This window comes from Sphingobacterium sp. UBA7631 (assembly GCF_002483935.1).
GTDB lineage: Bacteria > Bacteroidota > Bacteroidia > Sphingobacteriales > Sphingobacteriaceae > Sphingobacterium > Sphingobacterium multivorum.
The window spans coordinates 113111-128897 of the sequence record NZ_DLIX01000008.1; the positions used below are offsets into that span (position 1 = coordinate 113111).

Below are 15787 nucleotides of genomic sequence, written 5' to 3' on the forward strand. Positions count from 1 at the left end.
CATATACTTATTCTCAATGAAAAAATTACATTTGAAAAATATATTGTCCCTGGGGATCATCATTGCACTATCTTCTTGCTCACAATTGGATATCAATGAAAATCCCAATGCGGCAACCGAAGCAACAATAACACCCGACCTGGTATTGACCCAGGCGATTGCTGCCACGGCATCCAATATCGTTAGTTATCATTCATATGGAGCCTTTTTGGTGGGATATCAGCTTCCCGGTGGCGGGATTGGCGGGTATGGAGATACGTACACGTATAACATCACATCCAATACCAATGTGGGATTGTGGAATAATGTGTTCAACAATCTTCGCGATTACCAATTTATTATCAACTACACACAAAAAAGCCCCGAGTATAAATTCTTTGGCGATATAGCGCGCATTTTTAAAGTGTTCAATTATCAGCTGCTCGTCGATGCCTACGGGGATGTACCTTACACAGAAGCGCTGCAGGGGGATAATAACTTGGCGCCCAAGTTTGACGATGATGCAGTGGTTTATCAGGCATTGGTTACCGAACTCGATGCGGTTATTGCGGATATTAAGCAGTATAAGGGTGATCTAAGTTACCGAAGTCTAACGAAAAAGACCGATCCGGTGTTTGCTGGTAACTTGGACAACTGGATTAAGTTTGCCAACAACCTTAAGCTGCGTCTTTTGGTGCGAGCAAGGGGTACTTCTATTGACAGCTTTGTCCAATCGGCTTTTAGTAAGTTCTCGACGGATGGATTTCTGATCGATGATGTACTCGTCGATCCCGGATATCAGGCCACGGCAACACAGAACCCTTTGTTTGCAAGTTTTCATAGCTCAACTGCTGGTTCAATTTCAACGGCCGCCAATTATTATGTGCCTTCTAAATACCTGTTTACGTTCTATGACGGTCGTAAAATAACCGATGAGAAACGTGGCAAACTTACGTTCCGAAATTTTCCCAATACATCCATCGGTCAGCTTGGCGACGAAGTCAATAACCCCAATTCTGATGACTATGTGTGGTATGTTGGAACAGGAAGTGCAGATGCCCTAGGTGTATTGAAAGGACGTACTGCAGGTTTACCGATATTTCTTGCTTCGGAAACATATTTCTTATTGGCCGAGGCGGCCTTATATGGGCACGAGCTTAGTAGCTCGGCATCAAACAACTTCGAAAAAGGAATTTTAGCTTCATTTACTTATCTGGAAAAGAATGCGACCAACGCATTGGCAACAGGACAGGTGCCTGCAACTGATGCCGCGAATTATAAAACAGATAATAGCACAAATTATCTAGTCAATTATGCGTTAGCGACCTCGACCGCACAACGGTTGGAGGCTATCATCACGCAGAAATATATTGCCTTGAATTTTTTCCATGGTCATGAGGCCTGGAACGAATTTCGCCGCACAGGATATCCAAAAATTGTCAATGGTTCGCAAGTTGCCACGGAAACATTTGCATCGGTCCAATCGGGTTCGCCCCGCGCGGATAAACTTCCAATACGAAATCTTTATCCACAGACTGAAATAAATTTAAATGTGAACGTTCCCAAATTGACGAATGGATTTTCGGATCCAATCTTTTGGGATATCAATTGATCAACATCATCAACTAAAGCTTGAAAATCAATGAAAATAAATAAAAAATCAGTATTAGGCCTGACAGCGGTCACCTTGAGTATGGCGCTCTGGGGCTGTGTAAAAGAAAAAGGTGTCTTTGAAGATGGTGGAAGCTCAGGCATTGTGCAGCTTGTACTTCCTGCACGGACAAGCAGTACGGCAATTGCCCGTGCTGTAACAACTGTTTTTGAAGCCCTTGACGTGGTGACTCTTCCTGTAAAAGTTCAGTTGACAGGTGCACAGGGTGCCCCAGAAGACCTGAAGCTAACCTTAAAAATAAACGACAGCTCTGTTGATAAATACAACCTGGCCTGGCAATCTAAATACGAAGCATTACCTACGCGTTTATATGCCGTCGACACCTATGATGTTACTATACCCAAAGGGGCAAAAGAAGCTGTTTTAAATGTTAAAATTTATCCTCCACGTTTTACAGCTACCGATTTTACCAAGTCCTATGCGCTTGGCATCCAGATACAGACCGCGACAGGTGGAAAGATCAGCGGAAATTATGCCGAAGGGATCTATGCTGTATCGATAAAGAATAAATACGATGGTGTTTATGAGATCACAGGAACCTACCAGGACTATGTCAATGCTGCCTTTAAAGGAATTTATCCACAGACCGCAAATCTGGTTACACTCACAGGTAATACCACTGAAATTAATTATACAACCTTCAATAACGGTAGTTCTCCGCATTCCTATTATTTTAACGCGGGGGGATCAAATTCTTATTTCGGCAATTGGAGCCCGATATTCACGTTCGACAATGCAACAAATAAGGTCACAGCAGTGACAAACTATTATGGACAGGGTTCCAATAGTAGTGGACGGTATGGCGAGATCGACAATACGGCAAATAACTATTATGACCCAGCAACGAAAACCATACATGTGACGTATTATCTTGTCCAGCCTTCGGGACGTCGGGGAAAATTTACAGAGATCTATACGTTCAAGAAAACGCGTTAGTCCATACAATTACCAAAGCACTTTTTCAATATATTTATAGCAATTTTGCGCGGCGGCTGAGTACACAGCCGCCTTTTTAGTATTACCTTTTTGTTAAGTCTCGTCAGTTTGCTAACCCGGTTTAGTTAAAAACTGTTAATGTTTTGTTGACCCTGCCTTCATATAGCATTTGTAATCTTGTACCCATAAATCAAATGCGCTACTTATGAAATTTAAAGCCAACAATGTCTTTTGGTTGTTATGTACCATTGCAGCGAGCTCACCCGCTGTTCAAGCCAAACCGTTCACACTAACCACCTCGCAATTTACGTATGCACAGGGGATCGTCAAAGGCCGTGTCCTAGACGCCCAAGGAAACGCAATCGCAGGAGCAACCGTTCAAAATTTGAAAAGTAAAAAATCTGTTCAGTCTGACGAAAGAGGAAATTTCCAGATCGAAGCTGAAATGGGCGATAACCTGAGTATTTCCTTTATTGGATATAGCAGACTCGTGCAAGCTGTCAGCCAATCCAATGGGCAGATCTTTTCTCTAAAGACCGATGAAAACACGCTGGAAGAAGTGACCATCTCTATCGGTTATCAGCGGATCAGAAAGTCGGATGTCACTGGCGCAATCGCTAGCGTTAAGGCGGAAGAACTCAATCTGAGCGCACCAAAATTATCCCAGGCATTGGTTGGTAAAGTAGCAGGTGTACAGGTGATGCAGACAAGTGGCGCTCCATACGATGGGACCAAAATGCGCGTCCGCGGAATGGGATCGATCAATGCTGGTTCGGATCCATTGTACGTTATTGATGGATATCCAGCAGGAAACAATTTAAATATCAACCCCAATGATATTGAGTCTATCGATGTGTTAAAGGATGCCGCTTCTGCAGCGATCTATGGATCTCGTGGTGCTGGCGGTGTTGTATTGATTACAACCAAGCGGGGCAAGGAAGGTAAGAGTAATGTGGACTACGAAGTATTGGGTGGTTTCGGTCAGCTTTCCAAGAAAATCGATGTTTTAAATTCGGAACAGTTTATTGATCTCCTGATTGATGGTCGTAACAATTCGTATAAGGACCTTCTGGCTACGAAGGGGATTGCCTGGAGCGATAGTAGACGCTTTGATGATAATAAAACACGTATCGCCAATGTCGGAAATGCCGGCTCGGTGAGTATTCCCGAAGACTACTATGACTTCGCATCTGGTACAGCAAAAAAAGCGAAATATGATACGGATTGGCAGGACGCCTTGTACCGTAATGCACCTTTCCAACGTCATAATCTATCTACCTATGGCGGTAACGAAAAAAATCGCTATTTCCTCAGTGGATCTTATCAGAATCAACAAGGGATCATGCTCGGGACGGATCAAAAGGTCTTTAATTTCCGCGCCAATATCGATAGCAAAGTCAGCAAGAGATTGACCGTTGGTGCTAATGTTTCCTTCACGTATAACGACAATAATGAGGTGACTACTGGGCGCTACGATAGAAGTCCGTCTATGGCAGCATTAATCTATCTGCCGACATTGCCAGTTTATAATGATGATGGAACCTATGCTAAATACCTGATGGCTGATCTTTCGGCGAACAATTACGGTATCCAGAATCCAGAAAATCCACTGGCTTATGTTACAGAGATTAAAAACAACCGTCGTGGAAAAAGGGGGCTATACAACGCCTTTGCAGATTTTTCCATTATGGATGGCCTAAATCTAAAAGTAAACGGTGGACTGTCTACTTATGACGAAAAATATGATTATTTCCGTCCGACAAGTATATCCGATGGGAATAACAAACCGTTTTCACCGCAAGCGGTATCTGCAGCCTATGCAGATGCCAAGACAAAAAATGAATTGGACAAATTGCTGGAAACAACGCTAAACTATAACAAGACCTTTGGTGGTAAACTTCAGGTATCCGCTTTATTGGGCTATTCGGCTCAACGAACAGATTACGATTATCAAGGTGTGAGAGCCAATGGTTTTAATAATAATGCAATTGGGGAAATTACAGATAAAGGAGCCGATCCTTCTAATTTCCAATTGCTAAAAGACGATACGTTCAAACGCATTACAACGCTCCAGTCATATTTTAGCCGTGTAAGCTATAGCTTTGATTCCAAATATTTCCTTTCAGCTTCCATTCGTACCGATGGATCATCACGTTTCGGGCCAAATAACAAATGGGGAACCTTCCCATCGGTTTCAGGTGGTTGGACCCTCTCCAAGGAGGAGTTTTATACGGATTGGTTAGGACAACAGTCAACGGTCAAACTAAGAGCGAGCTGGGGACGTAGTGGAAATAATAATATTGGTGATTATCGCGCGTTATCCGTTATCAACTCGCCAGCAGGAGTTATTCTTGGCGATAAAGTGGAGACTTCCTATACAGCAAGTGATCTGTTCGATCCAAAATTGGGTTGGGAATCAACCTCGCAATACAACGCTGGCGTTGATCTCGGTTTGTTAAAAGGACGACTCAACATTATGACCAACTTCTACCTGAGCCGTTCCTTCAATTTATTATTCAATCAGCCACTATCCGCTGTATCCGGATCAACAACAATCTTGACCAATCTGCCAAATTCAAAGGTGCAGAACAAAGGTTTTGATTTGCAGGTTGATGCCACACTGATTCGCAAAAATGAATTTGAATTAGGATTCAGTGGGAATATCAATGTCAACAGAAATAAAGTGCTCGATCTTGGTGGGGCTTCTACCATCTTGACGAATGGTGCTGAACGCTCCTACTTAACGCATATTACACAAGAAGGAAGTCCAATTGGTATGTTCTACGGCTTTAAAGTTTTGGGTGTTGCCACGGAGGAAAACTATAAAACTGTCGCACCTTCCGCAGCTTCAACAACTCCGCTACAACCTGGAGATCTTTATTTTGAAGATGTTGACGGCAATGGTATCGTCAATGATGCCGATAAACGTGTGATCGGCAATCCGCATCCTAATTTCACCTATGGCTTTGCCGTCAACGCACGCTATAAGGCATTTGATCTACGCGCATCATTTAATGGCTCCCAAGGGAATAAAGTGCTGGATGGCTATGATTATTACCTCTACAATATGGAAGGTTCCGGCAATCAATATGCGGATGTCGCACATCGCTACCGTTCGGCTCAAAATCCGGGAAATGGTAAAGTATACCGTGCATCGCGTGGCGGTACGCAAAGTAACAGTACACGTCTTTCCGATTTTTACCTGCAGGACGGTTCATTCCTGCGTATGACAAATATTGCTTTGGGTTACAATCTTCCCAAGAGCCTAGCAGAAAAACTAACACTTTCTGGTGTAAGGGTCTACGCTACAGTGGACAATCCATTTACGATTTCTAAATATAAAGGCTACAATCCGGAACCGGATTATAACCAACGCGGCAACTTAACTCCAGGTGTGGATTATGGACTTTATCCATTGGTGCGATCGTATAACCTTGGTGTGAAAGTAACGTTCTAATTGCAGGATCAAGGAGCTATTATGCGTGGGAATATCAAGGAAACCTTCGTTTTGATAGCTCTAGTATTGTAAAACTAATCCTACGAACTGCGATTTGCAGTTACGTAGGCTGATGAAAAATAAAAAAATAACAGGATGAAAAAAAGATATATATTACCCTTTGTTTTGTTGGCATTGTCTTCATGTACCAAAGATTTCTTAAATCAGAAAAATCCCAATGCCGTCACGATCGATGATTACTTCAAGTCGGAAAATGATGTGCTTTTGGCTGTCAACGGCCTCTATCAATCACTTCGTTCGGGAAGCACGATCGGGGAATCGAGTACATTATATAACGAAGAACGTTCGGATAATTCAGGACGTAATGATAACCAATCCAATGCTGGGGAGCCTTTTCAATTCAATGACTTTTCGTTGCTGCCGAGTAATACCTATCTCAAGACACATTGGTCTGCTATGTATGCGGCAATCAGCCGCTGTAATGTGGTTCTGTCACATGTCGACGATGTGACTTTTACAAGTGCTGAATTAAAAGGACGGTATATTGCGGAAGCGAAATTCGTTCGTGCATTATTATATTTCCATCTGGTACGTAAATTCGGAGATATTCCATTATCTACCGTACAGGTGACCAGTAAAGAGCAAGCAAATGAATTAGCTTTTCGGCAAAAAGAGTCGATTGTGTACGAACAGATCATTAAGGATTTAACGGAGGCGTTGTCCAGCAATCTTCCCAATACACAAAAAGATTACGTTATCGGCAGAGCATCTAAATCGGCCATCAATGCAATTTTGGGGCAAGTATACTTAACTTTGGGTGCAACGCAGACATCGGGAAGTGCAGAAAATTTTGCGAAAGCAGAACAGTACCTCAATGCGGCCTACCAAATGCGAACTTTTGGTAAACTGAACGAAATCCCCTATGCGGATGTTTTCGATGTGACCAAGAAAAATAGCTGTAAAGAACTCGTTTTTCAGATTCAGTATAAACAGGGAGACCAAAACTATAGCTCAAGTATTGCCCGTAATTACCAGGCGCGAGGAGAAACCATCAATTCACGCTATAACTCGACCGGTGCGGGTGAAGTGGCAAAACTAGATTTGGTTAAAGATTACGAGCAAAGCGATATCCGAAAAGATTTCTCTGTGAAGTTTGCAACAAATGCCCAGGTTAACGATTGGTTTGTAACCAAATTTAGGGATAACAGTGACGCTGCCGGTACCAATGGTTGGGGCGGAAACGACTGGATCTTGATCCGTTACGCGGATGTGATGCTGTTGTTGGCCGAGGCCAAGTATCATCTGGGTAAGGATGCGGAAGCTATCGCGCTGTTAGATCAAGTACGTGAACGTGCCGGATTGCCTTCCTATGCTGCTTCCATGTTGAATACGGCTTACCGCAGTAAATATCCAACTTTAAAGGAGGCTATATTGCATGAACGCCGTGTGGAACTGGCATTTGAAAACCAACGTTGGTTTGATCTCATCCGTAATTACAATGCACAGGAACTGGTGACTTATTTCAAAACGAAAAGCCAGGCTGATTATGGAAATGCTAAAATCTCCAATATTTCGACAAAAGATCGATACTATCCAATTCCTTTTGATGAATATAAGCTGGATCCGACACGTATGTATCAAAATCCAGGTTATTAATCTGTTATCGAATGGATATGATAAAGAATATCAGAAAAATCTTGTTACTTGTCTTGGGAATATGCTGTATGCATATTTCCAAAGGTCAGGTAAACAATATGCCTATTGGTCCACAGGATTGGCTGATCAAGAAGAATTATTATGCATCCTATTTGCTTTTAAAAGATTCTGCCCTTATACAGGAGCTCGTCAGCTCCAAGCCGATAGCACAGGTATTGGAAAAACGGTTCGAACGTTTTAACAACAGCGCTAGCTGCGCCGATCTCATGTGCTATTTGAATGCTTTCAAATGGCAGGATAACGAAATCGACCTGTTGGCAGAGCAGCTGGCGGAGCAAATTGGTCATAACAAGAAGTTGGACCAGCTTGTTCAGGCGAGTCTTATTCCATCAATGACCTATGGTGTGTTGCATCATGAAACGGCAAAGGCCTATTTTACGAAAGCCTTGAAACAGGATTTAAAGGCAATGAATTATGTCGTGGACGTCTATGGAGGAGGTAAAAGTCCCAATTACCCCAAAATAGATTCGATCTCTTTCGATGTAAAACGTACGGCCTACCTTCACCTTTTGGACGATGTTCGCCAAGACATCCGAAAAGATATTCCAACGCATAAAACGGCATTTTTTATGACCATGATGACTGCTGTACGCTTGTTGGAAATTAATGAGCGGTGGGACGCGGCACAACTTGAGCCGCTGATTGAACTCGAAAACAAGAAAGCTTATGAAGCGGTCAAAAATACCGATTTCTCAAGCTATACCTATAGTCTGTTACTGACCTTAGGTGCAGGCCCCGAGCTGTATGGACAGCCTATTAGTCCTGGTGGAATGTTACGTGCGCGGATGGCAGCCCGAAGCTACTTTGAAAAATTGGCCCCTTTTATTGTGTTGTCTGGCGGTAAAGTACATCCCTATAAGACGCACTTTATTGAGGCAATAGAAATGAAAAAGTATCTGATTGAGGTAATGGGAGTACCTGAAGCGGCAATATTGATTGATCCACATGCAAGACATACCACGACAAATTTGCGTAATACAGCACGTATCCTGTTAAATTATGGTTTTCCGAAAGATAAATACGCCATCGTTAACAGTAGTAAAGCGCACATTGATGCGGTGGAAAAGATGGGCGATCGTTGCATGCGTGAATTGGGGTATATTCCCTATACATTGGGTAGACGAATTTCAGATGTGATCATCGAGTTCAAGGCAAAAGAAGAGGCTTATACGATCGATCCAGATGAACCCTTAGACCCCTAGCCGACTAACTGGGCCAGCTGTTGGTCTATTAACTGAACAGATCGGCTTTGTCTATTGCCTAATGGCAGTGCATGAAAAAGGCCCGTAGCAGTGCAAGCTACGGATCTTTTTTATTTTAATAGAATGGACTTCCCTTCTTTAGCCGAGCGTTTTGCCGCTTCCAGGATTTCGACTACCGTGACATTATTATGGATCGATCCAAGATCGTTTTCCGGCACCATAGCATCTTTCAGGACCTGTTCCAGATAGGCAATATGGTTCTCAAAATAGGAGACCGTAGTCGGTACATTCGTAGGATCATTCTGTTGTTTGTATTTGAAGAGCTCTTTATCATTTTTGGCGTAGAGCTGAGCCCTTGTGCCAAACACCTGCAGATCTTTAACACTGTATGGCCAAGCCCAAGAAGCTTGAATAATGCCCGTGCTGCCGTCACGGTAGCTCAGTATGATGGTGGCGTTGTCGTCTACCTTTGGATAAACCTCGGGTTTGAGCTGTTGTGTAAAGGCCGTCACTGAAATTGGCCTTTCTCCATTTTTGAGCCAGGTCATCAGATTGGCGCCATAACAACCAAAATCCATGATTGCACCGCCACCATTTTTTTTCGGATCAGTAAGCCAGTCGAGGAAGTAATTGCTACAGCCGATTTCTTTAGGTCCTTCGTGCCCGTCTTTTACAAGTATACGTGTGATTTTTCCAATTTCACCCTTGTCGACCAGCTGCTTCAGTTGTTGATTGCTTTTATACCAGGTCGTTTCGTAATTTACCAAAAAGGGTGTTTCGAACTGTTTGGACAAAAATGCAATACGTTTTGCGTCAGAAAGAGTCGTCGCAAGAGGCTTTTCTACCATGACAGGGATCTTGAGCGGGAGACAGGTCTCTGCGACGTCGATATGCTCATTGGTTGGATTGTAGGCAAGAACCGCATCCGGTTTGACATGTTTCAATAAACTGGGCAAGTCTTGATAAAAGATTGCGTCCGGTAAATTATACTGCGTTCGGATTTTGTTTGATAAAGCTGCATTCGGTTCAGCTATGCCGATAATATCGACTTTTTTATCCTTATATAAATTTAAAAGCAAGAATACGTGATCATGGTTGAGCCCTGCAACAGCCACTTTAAGTCGTTCACTGGCCAGTGCGGTTTGCTGGAAGAATAGGAGCAGGAAAACTAGGCGGATAAGATGCTTCATATGTTAAGTTTAGTCATTATAAATATACCGATTTGTTCTGAGGATATCCCTTGTAAACCCAGGTTACTTTGCGGTGCGATCGGATGATATCGGCAACAATGTCAAAATAGGTTTCTCCACGGCCAGCTTTTAGCTCATCGAGTTTCTTTTGAAAATGCGTTTGATTGAATGGTGATTGTGCGCCAAGCTTTCCCTGATAATAGGCCAAAGTTGTTTCAAGGCCCAATGACGTCCTGCTATGTGCAATATCCTTCCAAACAATGCAATGTGAAGCTGCGTCTTTGAAGGTCCCAAATCCACCGTAAAGCAGGTCGTCAAAGCCGTCTAGGCTTCCTATCTTCCAGCTTTCGCTGGACATGTAGACGGCATTAATTTCATCGTAAAAACTTGCAATATCGTTAATGTTACAGCCATCAACCACAGCCACGCCGAGATCGGGATTGCTTCCCGCAAGTTGCTTGAAATCCGTCCATAGATCCTTCGCAGGAAATATTAAGCCATCCTCTTTATCCTGCCATTTGCTTAACAATTGAACGAGTTCGGTTCTAATGGTACTGGGGGGATAGGTCAATGAAGACAAAAATGACCTTAATGCAGTGCTATCCGAATCACTGACCAAAAAATGCGCAAGTGTACCGACCAATTTTTTTTCAGCTGTTTTCATCACTGACCTTTATTTTTAATCTTCTAATAATAGTCTAACGAAATCGTTTGCGGTTTTTTAACAAAAAATCCTATACATTTAACGATACATTTAAGGATAAATCTAATGTTATGTTCTACCGATTTACGTGCTATAGTATATTAACCCTTGTGAATATACTCTTTACGTTTGGGATTCCTGTATTTGGGCAGCAACATTCTAACGTTATTGTCATCTTGAGCGACGATGGAGGTTATGATGATTTTGGTTGTTACGGCGGCAAGGAGGTCTACACCCCAAATATTGATGCACTTGCACAAAATGGGGTGCGTTTTCAGTCGGCATATGCCTCAGCGTCGGTGTGCGCCCCTTCTCGCGCGGGATTACTTTCTGGCCGATATCAACAGCGTTTTGGTTTTGAACATAATATTTCCAAACGTCCAACAGCGGGTGTCGCACCAGAGGACATCGGGATGGATACACAGGTAGCCACCATCGCCGACTTTATGAAGTATAACGGCTATAAAACTGTGGCCATTGGCAAATGGCATCAGGGGGATGGCCCACAATTTAATCCGCTTAAACGTGGATTTGATCATTTCTATGGTTTTATTGGCGGCGACCGTCCTTACTTCCCAATCCAGGGAGCCGTTAAGCCAACGCAGCTGCTTTATGACGATCAACGTGTAGTCCCCGAAGATTCGATTCGTTATTTGACAGAAACATTGACTGATAAAGCAATTTCGTATGTTCATCAGTATAGAAGCCAGCCTTTTTTTATGTATTTAGCATTCAATGCTGTGCATACACCCGTCGAAGCACCCCTGAAGACCATTGAAAAGTATAAAAATGTAGCCGATCCATTGCGACGGGCTTATCTGGCTATGTTGGACAATATGGATGAAAATATTGGACGTCTGGTCAACCATTTAAAGCAAGAAGGACTTTATGAAAACACCTTAATCATTTTTATGAATGATAATGGTGCGGCAACAAATAATGGTGCAGACAATGGGCAATTGCGTGGTTTAAAGGGATCAAAATGGGAAGGTGGAATTCGGGTTCCCCTTATTATGCAGTGGCCAGCCAAGCTACCGAAAGGGATAACATCCGATGCCATGGTATCGGGTATGGATATTTTACCCACGAGCATCGAGGCAATAAAAGGTAAGAAAATCCCTAGGCAGCAAATCGATGGCATCAGTTTGCTATCTTCCTATAAGGATGTGAAAAATGGGCACGACTATTTATTCTGGCGTCGAGGGATTGCACGTGCTGTGCGACATAGAGAGTGGAAACCGATTGTGGTTAAAGATGATCCGATATTATTGTTCAATCTTAGGGATGACCTTCGGGAACAGCACAATCTGGCCACGAAGTATCCTGAGCGTGTAAAGGAGATGCTGCATAAACTGACGGAATGGGAAAAGGGACTGGAGAATCCAAAATGGCTAAGCTCTGTATTGGACAATGATCAAAATCAACTGATGAAACACCGGATGGATGTCGTCGGACGAGCCGCAGAACGACAATATCCTTAAGTAAAGAATACTAAAAACAGATGAAAGGACTAATCCTATTTTTATTGTCCTTTGCCTTAGTTATGGCAAAGGCGCAGAACAGCGATATGTTTGTGCGTATTAAAAAGCATATATACGATGATGAATTAAGTGGCCCATTGCCCGGTGCAGATAAAACACGAAGCCTATGTAATCAACTGCGTGCGGACGGTACCTGGGCAGATATCGATTACAGCAGTAAGTCAATATCGCTTTGGCCTCCGGGAGAACATTTGGATCGATTAAGGACACTTATTGTTGCCTATGTGTCTCCGCAAAGTGCATCTTATCAGCAAAAATTACTTTACGATAAAATCCTGCTTGCGGCACAATATTGGGCGAATAATCGTTTTGAATCTTCGAATTGGTGGCATAACGAAATCGCTTCTCCAAAGGCCATCGGTGTTTGTCTGATCCTGATGAAATTTGGAAAGGAAAAAATTCCTACTACACTAGAGACTCCACTTGTTGAGCTGATGAAGCGTGGTGATCCTTACACAAAAACAGGAGCGAATAAAAGTGATATTGCCATGCACTATTTTTATCGTGCATTGATCTTGGAAGATGAAAATCTTTTAGCTGCTGCTATGGAGCAGCTGCTTTTTCCGATACAGCTTGTGAATGGCAAGGAAGGACTGCAATATGATTTCTCTTACTTACAACATGGCCCTCAATTATACATTGCAGGCTATGGGGAGGAATTTCTGAAGGGGATCTCAAAAGTTATGGCTTATGTGCGCGAGACACCGTATGCTGTTGATCAGAAAAAACTGGATCTTTTTGAACGTTTTCTCACAGAAACATATTTACCAATTATACGTTCGCGTTATATCGATTTTAATGTACATGGCCGTGGGATCTCACGCCCCAATATCTTGGAAAAGACACAGGAGACTGCCATATTAAAACAAATGAAGCTGATCGATCCAGCTAAAAATGCTGTTTGGAATAAAGCGCTGGCAAAATTGGATAGTGTGCAGCCTTTTGACGCCGAAAATATCGAGGCCCACCGTCATTACTGGAAAGGTGACTACACCACTCATTTACGTAAGCAATTTCATTTTAATGTTCGATTGGCCAGTAGCCGTACCAATAAATCGGAGTCTGGAAATGGAGAAAATATGCTTGGTCGTAATATGTCAGATGGTGCGACCAATATTCAGGTGTTTGGACCGGAATATTATAACATTATGCCTGTATGGGAATGGGATAAAATTCCTGGAACGACAACGCGCGATTATCCGGGCGACCTGGAGCTGAAAGAACAATGGGGAGCACTTGCTGCAAATAACTTTGCAGGCGGCGTAAGCAACGATAAGACAGGGGCTTCAGCTATGTCGGTCGATTACGACGGGGTCAAGGCTCAAAAAGCCTGGTTCTTTTTCGATCGGGAAATTGTTTGTTTGGGGGCTGGGATTCATTGTGCAGCGCCAGAAGCTGTGGTAACAACCTTAAACCAAACCTGGCTTAATGGACCCGTTGTCTGGAATGGAAAGGAAACGTCGATGCTCGATTCAGTACAGCGAATTGTCAAAAAAGGCGAATTTATAACCCATAATAATGTCCTGTATTATTTTCCAACAGCGATGAACGTTGGATTGACAACAAAGGATCAGGTCGGCTCCTGGTATCGTATCAACCGTTCCCGTTCCAAAGATGCTGTACATGGAAAGGTCTTCAAGCTCTGGTTTGATCATGCTGTTGCTCCGAACAATGCGAGCTATGCCTATATTGTTTTGCCTGGCACCAAAACTGTTGATAAAAAAGTAATGCAGCGCATAAAAATTTGGCAGAATACTCCGGATATACAGGCCGTGGAGCATAAAGGGAGCGGGATTCTACAGCTGGTTTGTTATCAAGCGGGAACGTACCAAGTTGGCGATTGGTCTATTAAGCTCGATCAACCTGCTATCATGCAACTGAACCTGCTGGAACCTAAAAAGATTCAGCTTGATATAGCAGACCCACTGCAAAAAGCCAAAATAGTGAAGGTTCAGCTTGTCAATAAACAGCTTCGAGTAAATCAATCTTTGGAGCTTTCGCTTCCACAGGGCGAGTACGCTGGAAGTACTGTAAGCAACCGAATCACTATCGGGAAGAAATAATCCGAATACAATTGGAAAGCTTATAAAAATACCAAGGGGAGATGTTAAATATCTCCCCTTGGTATTTTTTATTTTTTGAGTTGTTCCAACCGTGTCAAACCTTCCAGATAATAATAATCTGCATAGGTCAGCGGAACATCGATTTCCGAATGATGGGGTAAGCTTCCGACGCTATGTTGCAGTAAGAAACCACCATTGGTCGCATATTTGGCAAAATAGGTGCTTCCTGATAATGTTTGCAGGCTTTCCTGAGCAAATGTCAAATAGGATTTGCTTTCGGTGCCCGTGGTCAATGTTGAGAGTTCAATCAGTGCAGACGCAACAATGGCTGCAGCTGAGGCATCGCGCGGAACAAAATTCAATTTCAAGGAGGAAAAATCGGCATCCGATTTATAGCCTGGCTTTCCGGCATTAAAGTCCCAATACGGAATTTTATCTTTTGGAAGATTCGGATGGGTCATGTAAAACTTTGCCGCCGCTTTTGCCGTTTTAAGAAATTCTGGTTTTTTGGTCTCCCGGTACATCATGGTAAATCCATAAATAGCCCAAGCTTGACCGCGTGCCCAGGTTGAATTGTCGGCATAGCCTTGGTTGGTCTGTTGATGGATAGCATGGCCATTGCCATCGTAATCGACAACATGGTAAGTACTGTAGTCTTTACGAAAATGGTTTTTCATGGTTTGGGTGGCATGACTGATGGCCGCATCCTTGTACTTGGCATCTCCCGTCAAGTCGGACACATAACACAGCATTTCCAGGTTCATCATGTTGTCGATAATGACTGGATATTTCCATAGGGTCTTGCCGTCCCAAGATTTTTTTTCGTTCCATGATTTGATGACGCCCACCTGCGGATTATAACGCTTGAGCGCAGTATTAGCGGAATGGATGAGGATATCCTTGTAAGCGGCAACCTTTTTGGGATCGTTGAGGTATTTGATGGCATTGCCATAGGAACAATACATCACAAAACCAATATCATGATGTTGATCAAGGTCTTTGGCTTTTTCAAGCGCCTCCGTCCATTTGATCGCAGCAGCTTCGGTTTCTTTGTTATGGGTGTGGTTGTAGATATACCACAGTGATCCTGGGAAGAAACCGCCGGTCCAATCCCATTCGTCTGTGCCTACCAATTGTCCCGAAGGGCTCAATGTACGCGGGAACTTGTGCTGCTTTTCTGCTGCTTGTTCCAAGAACTGATATTGCTTTTCTGCTGCTTTAAAACTTGTGTCAATAAAGCTTGGTTTTTGATCCGTAAAGCTCAATGCGATCAGACTAGAAGCGATAACAAAAAGCGCTTTTAGACCAGGTTTTCTTTTTTTCATAAC

10 protein-coding genes are annotated in these 15787 nt (G+C 43.1%); 7 read left to right on the forward strand and 3 right to left on the reverse strand.

Annotated elements, in window-relative coordinates:
* The first annotated feature begins 16 nt into the window (after nucleotides 1-16).
* From B3P16_RS15100 to B3P16_RS15120, 5 genes are all read left to right on the forward strand, one after another.
* Complete coding sequence (locus B3P16_RS15100) at nucleotides 17-1591, forward strand: SusD/RagB family nutrient-binding outer membrane lipoprotein (RefSeq protein ID WP_286752275.1); 1575 nt, start codon at nucleotides 17-19, stop codon at nucleotides 1589-1591.
* 30 nt (nucleotides 1592-1621) lie between these two features.
* Entirely contained in the window at nucleotides 1622-2587 is a 966-nt protein-coding gene (locus B3P16_RS15105) for a DUF1735 domain-containing protein (RefSeq protein ID WP_046674167.1), read from the forward strand.
* Between the two features lie 205 nt (nucleotides 2588-2792).
* The gene (locus tag B3P16_RS15110; protein ID WP_286843430.1) at nucleotides 2793-6044 is read left to right on the forward strand and encodes a SusC/RagA family TonB-linked outer membrane protein; all 3252 of its coding nucleotides are present in this window, start codon (nucleotides 2793-2795) and stop codon (nucleotides 6042-6044) included.
* A 135-nt stretch (nucleotides 6045-6179) separates the two neighbouring features.
* Entirely contained in the window at nucleotides 6180-7700 is a 1521-nt protein-coding gene (locus B3P16_RS15115; RefSeq protein ID WP_286843431.1) for a RagB/SusD family nutrient uptake outer membrane protein, read from the forward strand.
* 11 nt (nucleotides 7701-7711) lie between these two features.
* On the forward strand, nucleotides 7712-8962 hold the full coding sequence (locus B3P16_RS15120) for a YdcF family protein (protein WP_286843432.1): 1251 nt from the start codon (nucleotides 7712-7714) through the stop codon (nucleotides 8960-8962).
* A 110-nt stretch (nucleotides 8963-9072) separates the two neighbouring features.
* Here B3P16_RS15120 and B3P16_RS15125 read toward each other — a convergent pair whose 3' ends face one another.
* Nucleotides 9073-10152 carry a Gfo/Idh/MocA family protein gene (locus B3P16_RS15125; RefSeq protein WP_286843434.1) on the reverse strand — a complete coding sequence of 360 codons (1080 nt, stop codon included), beginning with the start codon at nucleotides 10150-10152 and terminating at the stop codon, nucleotides 9073-9075.
* A 16-nt stretch (nucleotides 10153-10168) separates the two neighbouring features.
* Nucleotides 10169-10816 (reverse strand): hypothetical protein, encoded by a 648-nt coding sequence (locus tag B3P16_RS15130; protein ID WP_286843436.1) that lies wholly within the window; start codon nucleotides 10814-10816, stop codon nucleotides 10169-10171.
* A gap of 110 nt (nucleotides 10817-10926) precedes the next feature.
* Between B3P16_RS15130 and B3P16_RS15135 the strand changes: the two genes are divergently transcribed.
* A complete protein-coding gene (locus tag B3P16_RS15135) occupies nucleotides 10927-12336 on the forward strand; it encodes a sulfatase-like hydrolase/transferase (protein WP_286843438.1) in 1410 nt (469 codons plus the stop codon).
* Nucleotides 12337-12356: 20 nt separating this feature from the next.
* A complete protein-coding gene (locus B3P16_RS15140; RefSeq protein ID WP_286843439.1) occupies nucleotides 12357-14459 on the forward strand; it encodes a polysaccharide lyase 8 family protein in 2103 nt (700 codons plus the stop codon).
* A 68-nt stretch (nucleotides 14460-14527) separates the two neighbouring features.
* Here B3P16_RS15140 and B3P16_RS15145 read toward each other — a convergent pair whose 3' ends face one another.
* Nucleotides 14528-15784, reverse strand: a complete 1257-nt coding sequence (locus tag B3P16_RS15145; protein WP_286843440.1) for a glycoside hydrolase family 88 protein — start codon at nucleotides 15782-15784, stop codon at nucleotides 14528-14530.
* Nucleotides 15785-15787: the final 3 nt, after the last annotated feature.

Bases quoted from the DNA above. Each gene is read 5' to 3' on its own strand.
- B3P16_RS15100 (WP_286752275.1), top strand. From the start codon at position 17: ATGAAAAAATTACATTTGAAAAATATATTGTCCCTGGGGATCATCATT.
- B3P16_RS15105 (WP_046674167.1), top strand. From the start codon at position 1,622: ATGAAAATAAATAAAAAATCAGTATTAGGCCTGACAGCGGTCACCTTG.
- B3P16_RS15110 (WP_286843430.1), top strand. From the start codon at position 2,793: ATGAAATTTAAAGCCAACAATGTCTTTTGGTTGTTATGTACCATTGCA.
- B3P16_RS15115 (WP_286843431.1), top strand. From the start codon at position 6,180: ATGAAAAAAAGATATATATTACCCTTTGTTTTGTTGGCATTGTCTTCA.
- B3P16_RS15120 (WP_286843432.1), top strand. From the start codon at position 7,712: ATGGATATGATAAAGAATATCAGAAAAATCTTGTTACTTGTCTTGGGA.
- B3P16_RS15125 (WP_286843434.1), bottom strand. From the start codon at position 10,152: ATGAAGCATCTTATCCGCCTAGTTTTCCTGCTCCTATTCTTCCAGCAA.
- B3P16_RS15130 (WP_286843436.1), bottom strand. From the start codon at position 10,816: ATGAAAACAGCTGAAAAAAAATTGGTCGGTACACTTGCGCATTTTTTG.
- B3P16_RS15135 (WP_286843438.1), top strand. From the start codon at position 10,927: ATGTTCTACCGATTTACGTGCTATAGTATATTAACCCTTGTGAATATA.
- B3P16_RS15140 (WP_286843439.1), top strand. From the start codon at position 12,357: ATGAAAGGACTAATCCTATTTTTATTGTCCTTTGCCTTAGTTATGGCA.
- B3P16_RS15145 (WP_286843440.1), bottom strand. From the start codon at position 15,784: ATGAAAAAAAGAAAACCTGGTCTAAAAGCGCTTTTTGTTATCGCTTCT.